11 protein-coding genes are annotated in these 15,409 nt (G+C 56.2%); all 11 read right to left on the bottom strand.

Features of this window, described 5'->3' with window-relative positions; all coding sequences use genetic code 11:
• Positions 1 to 116 precede the first annotated feature (116 nt).
• Positions 117 to 1,409: a DUF6538 domain-containing protein gene (locus tag ACQZ5N_RS25645; protein ID WP_448734489.1), complete on the bottom strand. Its 1,293-nt coding sequence runs from the start codon at positions 1,407 to 1,409 to the stop codon at positions 117 to 119.
• Positions 1,410 to 2,170: 761 nt separating this feature from the next.
• Positions 2,171 to 2,980, bottom strand: a complete 810-nt coding sequence (locus tag ACQZ5N_RS25640; RefSeq protein ID WP_448734488.1) for a hypothetical protein — start codon at positions 2,978 to 2,980, stop codon at positions 2,171 to 2,173.
• A gap of 39 nt (positions 2,981 to 3,019) precedes the next feature.
• Positions 3,020 to 3,907 (bottom strand): hypothetical protein, encoded by an 888-nt coding sequence (locus ACQZ5N_RS25635; protein WP_448734487.1) that lies wholly within the window; start codon positions 3,905 to 3,907, stop codon positions 3,020 to 3,022.
• Between the two features lie 57 nt (positions 3,908 to 3,964).
• Entirely contained in the window at positions 3,965 to 4,525 is a 561-nt protein-coding gene (locus tag ACQZ5N_RS25630) for a hypothetical protein (protein ID WP_448734486.1), read from the bottom strand.
• Between the two features lie 9 nt (positions 4,526 to 4,534).
• Positions 4,535 to 5,692, bottom strand: coding sequence for an HNH endonuclease signature motif containing protein (locus ACQZ5N_RS25625; protein ID WP_448734485.1), 1,158 nt, complete (start codon positions 5,690 to 5,692; stop codon positions 4,535 to 4,537).
• A gap of 382 nt (positions 5,693 to 6,074) precedes the next feature.
• Positions 6,075 to 7,004 carry a hypothetical protein gene (locus ACQZ5N_RS25620; RefSeq protein ID WP_448734484.1) on the bottom strand — a complete coding sequence of 310 codons (930 nt, stop codon included), beginning with the start codon at positions 7,002 to 7,004 and terminating at the stop codon, positions 6,075 to 6,077.
• Positions 7,005 to 7,037: 33 nt separating this feature from the next.
• Positions 7,038 to 7,517: a very short patch repair endonuclease gene (locus tag ACQZ5N_RS25615; RefSeq protein WP_448734483.1), complete on the bottom strand. Its 480-nt coding sequence runs from the start codon at positions 7,515 to 7,517 to the stop codon at positions 7,038 to 7,040.
• Positions 7,518 to 8,279, bottom strand: coding sequence for a DISARM system phospholipase D-like protein DrmC (gene drmC, locus ACQZ5N_RS25610; RefSeq protein WP_448734482.1), 762 nt, complete (start codon positions 8,277 to 8,279; stop codon positions 7,518 to 7,520). It abuts the gene before it with no gap.
• Between the two features lie 5 nt (positions 8,280 to 8,284).
• A complete protein-coding gene (gene drmB / locus ACQZ5N_RS25605) occupies positions 8,285 to 10,135 on the bottom strand; it encodes a DrmB family protein (protein WP_448734481.1) in 1,851 nt (616 codons plus the stop codon).
• Positions 10,132 to 14,193 (bottom strand): DISARM system helicase DrmA, encoded by a 4,062-nt coding sequence (gene drmA / locus ACQZ5N_RS25600; RefSeq protein WP_448734480.1) that lies wholly within the window; start codon positions 14,191 to 14,193, stop codon positions 10,132 to 10,134. Before drmA ends, drmB begins: the two co-directional genes overlap by 4 nt.
• Positions 14,193 to 15,407 (bottom strand): restriction endonuclease, encoded by a 1,215-nt coding sequence (locus ACQZ5N_RS25595; RefSeq protein WP_448734479.1) that lies wholly within the window; start codon positions 15,405 to 15,407, stop codon positions 14,193 to 14,195. The genes drmA and ACQZ5N_RS25595 overlap by 1 nt, the downstream gene beginning before the upstream one ends.
• Positions 15,408 to 15,409: the final 2 nt, after the last annotated feature.

Genomic DNA, 15,409 nt, shown 5'->3' with positions numbered 1-15,409 from the left:
TGGCTCCGCACCGCACCCCGCCGCTACCGCCCCGAATACAGCAACCCAAAACCGCTGGAGCGAACTCAAAACTGGATAAAACTTGGGGGCAAGGTCAGTTTGTTTGTTGTTGATGTTCATGTGTTGGCAAGCGCCTTCTGAAGCGCTGCCAGTTTTTTCTCTAAGGTGAAGCCCGCCCCATAACCGGCAGTCATTCCACCGTTGTGTCCGATGATCGCCTTAAGCAAGCTGTCTTCGACCCCGTCTACGTCTCTCAAGCGGTCTACCAGTCGGTGTCTGAACGAGTATGTGGTCTTGCCCGGAGCGACTGACTGGAGGATCTTGTTCGCTGCCGATGAAAGAGCTTCAGAGCCATTAGGGCGGCAGTAGCGAGGAAATCCGGTTGGATGGCGCTTGGCAGCTTCCAAAGCAATCCCAACTAGCGGAATCTCGCGATGACGAGCGCCACCCGTTTTCAGTCGCTTTCGATTTTCGTTCACGTCGATGCGAATGAACGGGACTGGAGCATCAAGAACAATATCGCTGCCGGAGAGCAGGCAAATTTCCTTCGCATGAGCGCCGGTATTCTGTGCGATCTGAAGGATTGCTACCAACTGGTCATTGGCATCCGATTGTTCAAGTCGTTTGGTAACAGCCGCAATTTCCGTTTCAGTGAACGGCTTGCGGGTAGATTTGTCGCCATCATAATCGATGCTGGCATTTGCGAATGGATTTATCCGATCAGGGAAATCCGCCTGAAACGCCTTGCGGATCATCGCAGATAAGAAGAGTAACTTCTTTTTCGCAGTCTCGCTCTTTATCTCTCCAGCCTTAACCCGTTTTCCAAGTGCGATGGCATAGTCGAAAGCGTGCTTGGGTTTGATTTGGAGAACGTCCATATCGCCCATGATGGCTTTGAAATCTGCAACCGGATTTGCATACCGGTTCCATTTCTTGTCCCGCGCCCGATCATCAAGGTCGAGCCATTTGGCATCTGCTAGTTCCTTGTACCGAGTTAGCATCTCATCGAGGCTCAATTGCTCAGGTATCGCTCCGCCCATAACGATTACCTGTGCGTCAGTAGGACTCTTGATTGCCTGTAAAGTCGATATTGCGTCCAGCAAAGTTGTGAGAAGTTCGGGCGTGGCTTGCTGCTTCAATTTAGCGGCAGTAACGTAATCGCTTCCCAAAGCCTCTGCGGCTTCCCGAGCCTTGACGAGATTCAGATCGTCCACCGCAAGACCGAGGGAATCCAAACGAGCGTGGTATTCGCTGATATGTTTTCCCGACAGGATGTGAGCAACATCCCGATTCGATGTTTTAAGGCTCTTCCAGATTTCCTTGCCCAACCGGCTCTGATGCATGCGCGGCACACATATCCGTAGATAATAGGTTTTGCCTCTAAGCATGAGGTTGCAATTCTTCTCCATGTTATGTTTCCTTTCAAATATGTGCAAAGAAGCCACTTCAATTTGAAGCAACATCAAAATTGATTTCAAAATGTTTCGGATTTATCCGTGAATTAAGCGCCGTTTTTTCGAGCGATTATTCAGATTGCTATAAATTTACTTATATATCGCGATAAGTCAACACAGAAATGCAAAATTATAGCAATAAAATCTCAAAACAAGACCAAATCAGGAATATGTTTTCAAAACAAGTCGGATTAGTTACTTGATAATGCGATATTATTCGTGATCGTTTGGATGGCGTTTGGCTCAACGCAAACGGAAACTTCGCTCTTTGCTACAGCGAGTTCGTAGCAAAGTTCGTAGCAAACTGGTAAAAAAGCCCAATTTTCAGGTCTAAGTGATTGATTTCGCTGCATGTTGATGGCGCGCCGCACCGGGTGAAGATGAGAACTATGTCTACGCTATAGCCCTCTAATTCCCTCCAAAATAGGTTGACTGAAAGCATTTGATGGGATCGCCGCTGCTCAATTTGGTTCTCCACCGCGCGGATGACGTCCAGCCATTCACGATGCTTGCAATCGGCTACAGGCTGTCAGTCACTAACGGAACGGCGGGCGCGGCATGCGCCACGCCTTGGTGCGATCTGTTTCTGCGCGTTGCATGTGCCTTCCATACGCTTCCTGCTGAAGCAGGCGGTAACAGCACGTCAATGTAACCTATTGAAATTATGGCGCGCCGGAAGAGATGAAAATGGGCACCATTATATCAGTGAGATCTCTCTATAATTTCATAGGCTTTGAAATATGCAGAGCCACCCCTGCCTCCTCTCCCGCGTTAAGTTCGAGTAGCGCCCATTGCTCTGCTTGAATGAACTGCCGCGGCGGCAGAATAATCCAGCCGTCATCGTCACCGGTTGCAACGAAATCGCCGGTCGCGACACAAAGCGCCGACAACGCGCAGATAAATGCCGCCCGGTCATCGTGATTGACGATGCCGCTCAGGTTCTGTGTCAATTGCCGGCCCGGCAGACAGTGTTCGACAAGCGTGTGCAAGATGCCGGTCGTCGCGAGGTGCTGGAAAAAGATATCGGATCGATCGCCTCGACGGGCCGCAAGGCGTACCGGGTCCTTGATCATCATACCAAGAAACGAACTCGGAAACGCCTCTACCAGCGCCTTGTCATCTATCGGTACGGCGTGTTGCGCCCGTTGCAGATCGGAATTTCTGACGAGATGACGAACGCATTCGTTGGCGTGGTGGTTCAGCAACTTGCCGACAGGCGCGCTGGATTGCCCAGGTTTACCGATCAAAGGACGTAAGCGGCGCGTCAGCATCCGCTCCGCTGTCCGATAGCGGCCAATGATTTCGAAGCCTCGCCGAATCGGGCCATCGAAAGCCGCTGCGACTATCGGCCGACCGCCTACGACTTGCGCGAGGAAGTTTTCACGTTCCGGTTCCACTGCACGGAACCGCATGATTTCCCAAGAGATGGCGGCGCTCGTCCAGTCAAGTCGACATACCGCACTTGATCGCCGTGTTGTAGAACACCCCACATCTACGCCGATGACCGAGCCATCTATCAAATCCACTGCAAATCCCTGTGTTTCCCCCGGACGATCAAGCTGCCTTTACTTCCCTTTTGCTTTCGCTTTCACTGGCGGGCTTTGGGATATTGTGGCCAGGGTTCGCTCCAGCCGGACGACCGCGATTGTCAATTCCCGAATTTGCACGGCGTCTTCCTGGGTAATCGACGCGTCAAAAACAGACCCATGTCCGGCCAGGGGCTCGATATTGCGCCGCTTGAAAATATCCTCCATTACGTCGAGCAAAGGGGTCGAAAGCTGAGAATGCTTGCGATATTGGCCAAACCAACCTCCGAGGCTTTGGTTCTGGATATTTGGGTTGGCAACCACCTGCTTGGCTACGGTCTCGAAAATCGAGGCTGCAGTGTGAAGTACGAGCGACCAGTCCTTATCTTGCATCGCCCGATCCATTCGCTCGAACAATTTTCGGACATTCACATGATCGTCGGGGCTGATCGGCTCATCGGGGAGATCGGCAACGTCAATCAGCGAGACCGTTGTGGTATCGTGATCGTCCTCAAGGCGAATTCCTGACCGATCGTTTTCCAGGATCGCATTTACGTCCCGCAAACTGAGTGCTTCATCTTCTACAAGGTCGACCAAAATCTCGATTAGTTGCGGAGTGTCAGGACGGCGCATGATCAGCTCGAACTCACCATTATGCCAAGCGTATTCTGCAGGCTCGTAATCCCAATCACCCATCTCCAATACATATATTGGTCGGCCCAATACCGTGTTGGCTTTGTTGATGATCCTGTTCATCCGAATGAGTTCGATCTGATGGGCGTCCTCTGAATTGCGGGCACGGATACCTTTGCGGAGCAGACGCGTGAATTGGAGGCGCGCTTGCGTGGAGACAACCTCTAATTCGATTTGCTCGCGCGCACGGTTTCCCAAAATTGACCCAGGAACCGTTTTCTTTTTCTTGGCCATTTCATTTCTTTCGCAGTAATTCGATTCGTCAAATTTTTTTGGGCGCGCGTCTTCGGTTCAAACCAGTCCGGAAGCAGTCCAACCGAGAGTACCTTCTATTGCAACGCGATAGGGTGTTACTATTTGGCGCGGAGCGAGGCGAACATATTCTTCAGCAACATCCCGTTCTAGGCCCTGCAATCCTCTCAGGTGACTAGTCACTTCCTCCTGCGTGGGAACACGATAGTCGTTTCCGATTTTCGGCTTGAGGGCGGTCCACACGACACCGGCAATATCGCGTCCTGACGCCCATTCGCCGATGGTCACCGCGCCGTGGTGATCCGTGGCTCCTGCCGGACTCCATGCGCCGATGCTGTACTTGACATTGCCAGCCGTCACGCCTTCACGACTGGCGAGCGCCTGCTTGGCGGCGTCGAGGCTGGAAACATTCAGACGAGCCCAGAGCGTTGTAACGGTAGGGGCGCCCTCACAAATGACGAGCGTGATCCGTCGGTCCCGAGATTCTCGGGCAAACTCCAACGGCAGGTCAGGGCCATCGGCCTGCCATGCCCCCGAAACCGGCAATGTCTTCTGACACCAGATCAGCGAGCCCCAGCCTAGACAAATAAAAGCGCCCATCATTACCCCCTAACAATAGTCGTCGATCGAATCTTCATAAGCGTCATAAGGAGCGCCGATCGTTATACAATGCGCTTTCATCGCTCCCTCGTTCGAGAAGAACGTGCCTCCGGATTCGTGGCAGAACGCTTGCCCGCCGCAATAGACCTTGGCATGGGTCCAACCCTTTACGCTATCCGGCGGCGCACTGCACACGATAGAAATGATATTGCCGGGACCGGTCGCCGCTTCAACAACGATGTTCTCTCCATAGCAATTGCGGGCAAATACGGCGCCGCGTGTAAGCCGCTCCAAATAGTTAGTCACAGCATTTCCGGTTGATGTTTCAGGACAATTTGGAAATTCAGTCGGTGTCCGCCATTTACGCTGGAACGCATTCGGCGTAAGCGACGGCGTATCTAGCGATTCGGGCTCTAAAACCGCTCGTTTCAAAACAGCGCCGGGGCGCCGCACATCGCGGTCGATCAGTGGCGTTGTAAAGGTCGGGACGTCGAGTGCCTCCCGCTGAGCAGCCATCAGCAGAGCGTTGTCATGCACCCCCAGCGTAGGCAAAGATTGACCCATCGGCTCGTAAAGCCAGTCACCCAACGAACCGCCTCCGCGTACCTGTCCTTTCTCGGCCCACGCCCGCAGACGTTTACGGCTCTCCTCCGCCTGTTCCTTCGTAACGACTCTCATCCAATCCCACTTGGGAATGAAGCAAGCACTTGGGTTCTTGAAAAAAGCTTCCAGCGATCCGTACGCGATTTCGATCCTCGCACGGGTAATGGGATTGAGAAGTATGTTCTCGAGCCTTGTCACCCAACGCAGGTTTTCTGCGCGGTTGTTCAGCCTATTGCTGTCGATGTGATCCACGACATGATCCGGCGTAGGTCTAGCTCCGTGGAAGGCCGTTGCGACAATCCTGTGGACGACATGCCCGGCGATTTCGAAATAGCCTGAATGTTTATTGAACGTTCCGAGTGTCCAGACTTCGTCTAAGCGCCGGCTTCGGGCTTGCGGCCGCGCGCATCTGGAGACCGCACCGTTATCCCGGACAAGATATACCTCTTGCCTGTAAACGGCTTCGCGTTCCTTCTCGAACGTATGAAGCAGCACTTCAATGTGCGGCGGCTCAGCGGTCGACTCCAGCGCTGGCATCCGCGCAAACGTATCGGCATCGTGCATCGCACGTTCTCCAATGTTGTTTCCGGGATTTCTCAGCATTTCCAGTAAAACTGGCGCTGGATTTCTTTTGTGGCGACTGTATTCGAGGTACCAGGCGTCGCCTTCTACTCACGTGCACCTGCAAAGTCTGCCCGCCCGGCAGTTGCAAGTCAATATCCGGCGATTTTTTGGACAAGCCGGCCGGCGGGCCGCCACGCCCGGCCAAGTTGGCCTGCTTCGCCTGACGTGGCCGGTCGCCTCACCCTAGAGGTCGAAGGCGCCGGATGAGAAGTAAAGCTGCATTGGCGGCGCGTTTCCGGGCCTCATCTTGTGCCTCTATAGGGCGAGATACGCAGTGGGTGCAGCTTCCTAAAGCCTAACCTGCAAAGGTGCGCCCCGAACGTCAGTTTTTAGACGCTGTCGCTTGGAGCGGAACGGGCGTATACCGCGCCGCTCGCAAGATCGGGATTACAAGAGGCTGCAGTATATCGACGGCCTTGTGATGGCACCAGCGATGACATGTCGGACATAAGACCGCAAAGCTTTCAAAACAGCTCCAGCGTGACCCCTTACCCAAGGGATCACGATGATGGGCATCGAACAAGGCGCCACTTTCATCGGTGAAATCACATCCCTCGCAGACGATCACGCCCCCATTACGAGCACGGTTGGCTTCTTTCACCGCCCTGGCAAGCTTCGGGTCGCGCTCTTTATCGAGCATCTCTTTTCTGATGCGCTTTCCTTCCGCCGACCCTGCCGGAACGTTAGGATAAAGCGAACTGCAGAGCTGAACTTTGCCGGGATCGCGAAAGCCCGGCAGCGGCGGCACTTCCCAGCGCCGCGTAACCTCGACCGAACGCAAGGCGCTCCAGAGCTGCGCCATGTACGTATCGTCGCGCCGCACGCCATCGTATGCGTTGTTGAGGATGTTTTTGTCCGCGAAGCCAAGGTCCTCGATCAGCCGCGGCGCGCCCTCGATTCGGTAGACTTCCGAAAGCACGACAGCCACCGGCCACTGTGTAAGTCGCGTTATGAGATCGGGATCGCGGACGAAAGCTTTGGTTTCTCCGTAGACCCCCGTCACCCTCACGAGTTCGAGAACTCGACCGCGAAGCTCTGATCCGACTTCGGCGCCGCCCCCAATGGTGACGAGGTAGGGCTGCGGGATAGCCTTCTTCGCGGTCACGCACGCCTGCTGGAAGTGGCCAGGGTCCTTTAGAGCCTCGTCGCCCCGCGATCCGAAACACATCACGGGTTCCGAAGAGCGGCCCCATACCGCCTTCACACCCATGATCTGGTCAAGCGACCCGGCCACCTCGTCGAATGTCGGCACAGGCTATCCTTTACGTTCGAGCATATCTGCCACCTACCGGAACGCGGCCGGTATGGTCTCCACCGTTCGCCCCTCTATCTCGCCAATCTGAGCTTCGGACTGGAGCCAATCCCAAACCGCATCCGCTATTTCTCCGGCCGGTGATGACGATTTTCCCCGCAAAGCACACTCCCAGACGGTCAAAACTCTCCAGCCTTCGGTGACGAGAAGCTTTCCGCTACGTTCGTCACGCGAACGGTTTGTCGCGAATTTGTCGGTCCAAAATTCACGCCTGCTCTTGGGAACTGTGGAACGATAACATCCGTGTGAATGCCAGTAGCATCCATGGACGAACAAGACCGCCTTGAAGCGCGGGAAAACGATATCCGGACTCCCGGGCAGAGACCGATCGTGAAGTCTATACCTCAACCCTTTTCGGTGCAGCGCTCGTCTCAATAACATCTCGGCGCCGGTATTCTTCTGACCGACGCTCGCCATGATTTTGGACCTGGTGTGCGAGTCGACAGTGTCCATTCAAACCATCGCTATGACGTGTGTGGTCACAAGGGCCTCCAAATGGCGATGAAGATCGCGTGGCGTCGCACCGCCTCTGACGAGAACGCCTGCTTCCATATTCTTTTCCATCGCGTGCCCGGTGAGATTTGCGCTCGAAATGAAACAGAACTGTTCGTCGGTGACAGCGACCTTCGCGTGAACCTTGCCACCCGCAAAGCCCCCATCCTTCTCGGACCACGTATAAACCCTTGCCGCCGACAGCGCCGCCTTCATCTTGCTTATGGCGTCGATCGAAACAGTTCCTCCGTGCTTTTCGCTTGCTTCGAGCAACATCGATATCGCCACCCCTCTGTCGCTGGCACGCTTGAGCGTCGCCATGATAGACGCGACGTCATAGGCCACAAAGCTAGTAATAAATAAACGGTGCTTTGCGGCGTCTATTACCTGGAGAAGGGCTTGCTCTGTCTTTCGCGTCGCTATCAGCTTACTCGACGGACCTGTCCAAACCAGCTCTACTTCTTGTTCCGCTCGCGCTTGATTATAAGCGGCGGCGGCTCCCAAGAGCATACCTGCGAGTTCGGATGAAGGGACGTCGGTAGCCTTCCATGCATTGACAAGGGCCAACAATCGGGCGTGCGCGGCGGGACTGGCCGACCAACCGTCGAGGAGGCCGCCCTCGGCGGCGGAATGGATTCGGCGGACGGCAGAAGCCAGCTGACTGACTTTGTCCGGCGGACTGTTGGCGACGAGGTCTATGACTGCATCGAGGAACGCTTGCATTGCGCCTACTCGAAAAACGCCGCGTCCGAAACTTCGAGCGTCGGTACGAGGAGTGTGCGGTCTAGGTAGCGGTTACCTTTCTCGCACGAGGTTTCGGAAACGAACGAGCAAGCATGGCAAGCAGCCGCATGTAGAGAACGATCGTCCTGAGGATCGTGCTCCGCGCAAAGCGGGTCGGACGAACATATGGAAGCCCGGTCTAGCGCCTGCTTGAGGAGCCGGCCGAGACTGTCCGGCTTTCCGAGGTCCACAAGTCCACCGAGCGTGCCGTCCGAGTCTGCGGCCGCCGTATAGATCAATATCCCTGCCTGGCGCTCACCATTCTCCGTGTCGGCATAGATACGTTCGCGAATGCTCGCCGCGTTGTACCCGCATTCGAGCGCCAGTTCCCTTATGAGCAGATGCGAAAGGCTATGAAGCAGCGCGTAGCGAATGCCTGGATAGCCTTCCGCAGGATCGAGTTTTCGTGCATTGCGCCAGCCTCGATGGCCGGCGACCAGTTTCGCGTTACGCGCCTGGACGGCGGGTAGCGCCTCCCAACTTGCGACAGCGTCTTCGTCTAACCTGATAAATATGCCCTCTCCGTGTACTTCGGTCGCCGGGACCCATGTCGGCGCACCTCTACACAGACCTGCGCGTGGGGCTTTCTCGTCCGGATTCGCCGTCTCTTCGGGTGCCTCTACCCTTGTGAAGCCCAGCAATGCGTTGACCTCGCGCAGTCTTTCGAGCAACAAAACGCTCGTGAATCGCTTTTCGAAGCCTTTAGGCGCGGCCGTCGGTTTACTCAGGAAATGAGGCCAGTCGGTCGGCGGATGCGGGTCCGTGAGCACGGCCCATTCAGGGCCCTTGATATCCGCTTCCGTTACGCCTTCGTCGCCCCCGCCGGATTTTATCGACTGGATTGCCTCCCAGATGGCCTTCGGCAGATGCTTGTCGATACCCGGTAGCGCCCCCGTCTTCTTCAGCGTTTTGACGGTTATGGCTACCTCGACCTCGGACTCCATTTCAGCGAAATAGTCCCAACCGTCCTGCACGAGCTGTCGAACGGGGTCCCTCGTCAGCGGAATAGCCAGCGCGGATAGAGTGATCGGAAACCAGCTATTGGTCGCACCGAGAAGTACGGCGCGGGCTTGCTCTTTGCATTTGGCGTCGTAGTGATCGAGGTGCGGATGACGTCCACGGCAACAAGGAAGATTGTCCTGGCCCGCTTTCCCGAAAGCCTGTGCCATGTTGCGAGACGCGGAACACTCGTCACACTTCACCCAAAGGTTTTCGGTCTGCAGCGAAGCGCCGCTTTCATAGAAGCGGAGGATGCCTTTGCATTCCGAGGGACCGTTGTGAACAAAATAGTGCCACGGAAAATCGTCTAGATGGCCTCCACGGCAGGCGAGCAGGAAACGTGCTGGAACGGCGTCGGCGTCTTTGGCTGGCTGATCGCCTTTCGATCCTTTACAATCTTTGTGAATGAAGCGCGTTCGCTCGGGCCTGAACCTGTGTTCCTTGCATTCGAAAAGGCCGAGGTCGTACGGCGATAAAAGTCCACATTTGACGCAGCGGAGCCATCGGGGAAATGGCCGCACAGGCACGCCGACAAAGGCTTCAGCCGAAAAGGGATCGACATTGTCGTCTTTGCGGAACGGTGGCCTTCGCAGACTTTCGACTTGCGGTCCCAATTCTCTGCGAACAGCAGCGAGAAGGCGCGCCTCTTCGACCGGAGAGCAGCGGTCTAGCTCCCAGCGATCAATGCCGAGTGTCACCACCGACAGGCTAGGCAAGTCGATCAAAGCGCCGGGACCATAAGTCCAAAGCAATTGGCTGGGGCGCACTTCGCCGACAGGCGTTTTCTCTCCGATCATGCTGCACCTCCAGTGTCGTCTTTATCCGTTGCCTGGGGTCTCCATCCTGGATCACTACTGCCGAAACGCGCCGTACTCATAACGAGGCGAACGCCTGGCTCCACCTCTCGCATCGACATAGGAACAGTGAAATTGTCCCAAGCTTGAATGCCCGGACGGCGCAGCAGCGGATATGTCGTGGCCTTGTCGGGCCCCTTCTTCTCGTAAGCAAGAGTGCGCCCGCCTTTGCCCGCTTCGGTGGCCCACTCGTCCAGGCGTTCTTTCAATTCCGTCATTGCGAGATCGCGAATTTCAGCCTCGTGCGATATGTTCCAGGCGCGGTCGACCAGAAGATCACGCGCCGTAGTAGCTTCTTTGCGATCGGGCTTGTCCAGAGCACCCGCACCGGGATTGGGGTTGAATGGTGCGTTGTCGAGCCGCATCAGACTGAGAAGCGTGCCCGTCAATCCGCGATCCATAGCGCGCGGCGAAAATGGCGTTACCGACTGTGCTTCGACGTGTTTGTAGAAGGTCGCGTGGTAATGTTCGAAAGTCTCGTAATGCGAGAGGTCGCGCGGACGAGCCCATGTCAACACTGTGCACACGAGGCCAGGTGACGAACGTCCCACGCGACTTGTCGCCTGGATGTACTCGGCCGTTCCTTTCGGCTGCCCGTTCACCACCATCAGACCGAGCCGGTTTACGTCTACGCCGACCGACAGCATGTTCGTCGCCAAGACGACGTCGATCGCGTGCGTTTCACCATCTTCCCATTGCGTTACGTACCGCCCTTGGGCGGGATCGAATTCAGCTTTGAATTTGATTTCGAGTTGATCGAGATACTTCGGGATATCACGGCTCGAAACACGCGAGGTGAGTTCTCGAATGTTCTTCACGCTGCGCTGCTCTAGGCCCGGTCTGTCGACATCGCTCATTTTCACGCGGTAGGCACGCGTCTGAACGTCGTCCTCGGCGAGGCGGCGCATACCTCCGAGTTCACGCAAAGAATTGAAGTAGCCGACCGTCGTCAAATAGGGGTCGGCCGCCTGTCCAAAACGGTCGAAAAGCGCTTGCGAAGCCGTGAGGAATGCTGTGTAGACGCGGATGAGCATAGCCGGTCGGGAGCTTCCCGGCGAGCAGACGCCGATGTAGCGCCTTCCTGCGAGCATCGATATCGGACGTTGGATGGAGAAGAAGTTGTCCGATACGTCTACGCCGTGCGGTGGAAATACGGCGACGCGGCGCATGAAAACGTTGTTCACCTGCTCTGCCGCTTTGCGAACCGTCGCCGTGGAAGCGACGATCTTGGGTTTCACAACGCGTCCTTCGAATTTCCAGCTGCAAAGATCGTCGATGGCCGTTTCGTAAAGGCCGACCATAGTGCCGAGCGGCCCGCTGATGAGGTGGAACTCGTCCTGAATGATCAGGTCAGGAGGCCTGATCGGGTCGATGTTCTTGACTGTCGTCTTGGGCAATCCTTTGTAAGCGTTGTGATTGCCGGTGCAGTCGGCGTCGGGCCACAGCAGGCCGTGCCTGGCGCATTCAGTCGTCGCTCTACCGAACAGTGTTCTCACTTCGCCACGCCACGCCATCAATGCAAATTTATCGACGGTGGCGATCATCATGGTCGGCGGACGGTGGTAAATTTCTTCGTCGACGACGAGCACCGGTATTCCGGGATGAGGCTTTTGGGAGGATTTCCCCTTCGAGAAGGCACACTGTCCTTTTTTGTCGCCGCAATAGATGGCGGTGTACTTGCCGACTTGATTGACGTCGACATCATGCTTGGGGGATACTTCGCATCCGCACCAAGGGCAGCTGGTCAATTGGGCCGGTGAGGTTCCCCCGGCATCGAATTTGTCGGGATCGCGAATATCCTGGATTGCCTTGTGACTGTCGGCAGTCGTTCCCGGCGTCACCTTGTTGCCGACCCACAGGCCGATGGTAAAGGGTTCTTTTCCTAGCGATAGGTCGCCTGCAGCTTCCGCTTCCTGCCGCATCAATTCCATGGCGCATATCAATGTCGAACCGCGCTGGAACTGCTGCAAGGTCAGAAGCCGCAACGTATATCGCATGATGACGGTCAATCCGCGAGAGCCGTCGTAGCCGCCCAAATTTCCTTGCATGCGCCGAATAGCCATCGCAAAGGCGGCAACACCCAAATAAGCTTCGGTTTTGCCGCCGCCCGTCGGGAACCAGAGAAGGTCGGCCATCGCCTCTAACGGCTCGGTCCTGTCTTTGTGAGCGGGGTTTGCGAGTGCAGGAATCGAGAGCAAGATGAACGCGAGCTGGAACGGGCGCCACGAGCGGTTCTGTCTTTTCTCGAACTGGGCGAGATCTCGGTCTTCGCCACGGCGTCGAGAGAGCGCATACATACTGTGAATGCGCTGGCTTGCCATCGCCCGGTTCGCAATGCGGAAGGCCGCAAGTGCCTTCTCGTTACCCTCATTGGCCAGAACGGATATACCTTCTTCCAGCCGCAACTTGATGTCCAAGCACCGTGCGAGCGCCGCTTTCGCCTGATCTTCATGGCCATGCAGTTCGTTGGCGATGCGCGCCTGCTGCTCACCGATCCAAACACCGTAGTCGTCGGCGAGAGCCGTCAGAGCTTTCACAAGCTCGTTTTTCGACATCGCCGCCAGAACGTCCATGTCGAGATGTCCCTTCTCGACCATATCGCGCATGGCCGGCCGATCCTCGGCGCGGGCTCCCGGTGTTTCGGTGACGGGTACTTCATAGCTCGGCGTGATCGCCGTCCGAATCTCGGTCGCTTTCTCCGGATTCCCCGGTGCGGCTTCGGCATGCACCGAAGCGCCGTGGCCGACCGCAAACTCTACCTGTTGCCGGTAGATCATTTCGAGTGCTCGACGCTCCTCGTCGTCCATTGCCGATGCGGGAGAGCGGCGCCTGAAGATCGCTTTTTCCTCCGCGTCCTCCACCGCTCGCACGTGAAGCTCCGGTTGAAAGACCCAAGCCGAGTCCTTGTTTTCTTCCGGCTCCTGCTGGGCGTTCACGAGGAAAAGCGTGACGAGGCGATCCCCGTTCGCGTTTGTTCCCCTGACAGTACCTTGGATTCGTATTTCCTCTTGCTCGCCGTCAGGCGCTCGGTGACCGATGACGCCTTGTTCGAGGTTGATTTTCAGCGTTCCGCCTCGCGGCTCGCGCTGCCAGACCTTGATCGCCACTTCCGCCGGTTCCGCTCCGACAACGTTGCCCTCTTCGTCCCGCAGCTTCCTGTTGATGGTTTTTGTACGACCGTGATCGTAGACCCGCACGTAACGTCCCCAACGCGCCTCGACGGTGATGGCTTTGACATCGCCGTCTACGCAGAAAGTCATGCCCAGGCTGGAGGGAACTAACGATTGGTTGCTGGCGGCGTCGATTTCGTCGGTTGCCTCCGCTTCTGCATCCACCCGGCCCGTAGTCCCGTCAAATTCCGCGCCCGGATCGTGCCTTCCGGTATGAACCGCCAGATCGTCAGTTTCCTCATCGATAGCTTCGTCGGCGAGGGGGCCTTCGAGACCTTCGATGCCGCCGTCAGCTGTTTCCCGCGGCGCCAATTTCCCGACGAGATAACGATCGCGAACGCCCATATCGAGGATTTGCTCGCGAGGCCCGTTCGCGGGCCCGAGAAGATCGTCTATGACGGCGAGCTGGAGCAATTCGCGGACGTACGCTTCGCGTTGAACGAGCGGAACGTCGTCCACCGTCGCGAATCCGAGTTTCGGAAGCGCAGCAGCGAAACTCGTCCATTGTAGGCGAGAAACCGCATTGGTACCGTGAGATGCGATCGAGATATCTGCAAGGGAAACGCCCGTCGGGAGCATCGCCAGATTATCAAAGTATAACGTCGTCCGCTGCAAATCAGAGCGCACGCGCAAGACCCTGGCAACTCTTTCTACGTTGCCGACAGCCCCACAGACGAGAACCCAATCTGCTTCTGCGATCGCGCTATAGCTTGTGCCCTCGCCATCGAGTTCGACGACGAATTCCGGATAAGGAAAAGTCGTCCGCTTCGGATTGATGTCGACAACCAACCAAGCGTTGGCCGCACGTCCCTTGATTGCCTCGTCGGTCATCACGCTCCTCCCGCCACCGCAAATTCGTTATTTAGAAGATCGGACACAAGCTGCGGTGTATTGAAACCATTGACCGACAATATATCGACGATATCCCTTCCACATAGGAATATTATCGGATGACGATCTTCTCGGACTTCTTGATATGCCTGGCGCGCAACTGCCGATGTCGTAACGAGAACACCAAACTCACGATGTCTGATTCTGGAAATTAGACGCGCCACTTCCTTGACCCCGACCGTGTTTGCGCTGTCGTTCCCGTTCGCAGGCCTGTAGCACTTCGCTTCGAGTGAAAACTCGGCATACACCGGATCGTCGATCAGTCCGATCCGATAGCGACCGATCGCGTCACGGCCACCGTCAATGGCGCCCCGAGTAATCTCGTCGATCACCACACGCGGATCGTACATTTGAAAAATCCGCGCCGCGAAAGCCTCGAAGGCAATCGGTGCCGCGGCGAAGTGCTTCCAAATCGTTTCGAGTATAGACGCCTTCAAGGGCGTTTCCGGCAGCTGCGAAGCCACGCTGCGGATGACGGTGGTGCTTTCTGCGGTGAGAGCTCGATATCTTCCTCGCTGCACCCATTCGACCCACACGGCCGGCGCGTTGGGTGTCATCGATTGGCCTGTAGCCAGATCGTCTATCCATGCCCTTTTAATCACCCCCGCATCGAGCACCGTAAAAACAGCGCGATAGTTCTGAAATCGCTGCCCCTCGGTCGTCTTCCATACGGCGACGAGATCGGCAGTCGGTGGCAACCCCACGAATCCAGGTACAGCTAGACCCTTGAACTGAAAGGATCGGGCACTCACCGCCGTCGGATACTTCTTGAAAACGAAAAATGGGGGAATTAACGAGCGTTGCGGCGGGCCGGTGTGGAGCAAAGAAAAAACACGCCGAAGGATCGAATTTCCGCTGCGCTGCGTGTCGTGAAGCTCATGACCCGGTTGCTTGTTGTCGCCGTAGTAGATGAACTGCCCGGTGTTTATGTCCAGAGTATCGGGCCAGTCTTTATCTTCACCACTCGTGTAAAGCGCGACAAGCCTCTTGTCGTCCCCTCTCCCAGAGGGGCGGAAGCCGCCCTGATTGCCAACCCCTGGCAGAAGCTTCGAAAGGGCTTCGCCCGATAGTCGGCCACCTATTTCACCCTCATAGACGGCGTCTACGATTAGATCGACATCACCGCAATTCTCGTAACTGACGATATTGGCCACGG

The sequence above is a fragment of the Agrobacterium sp. 22-221-1 genome (genome assembly GCF_053522445.1).
Note: the sequence above shows the minus strand (reverse complement) of the source record. Positions and strands in the feature narration are given on the sequence as shown.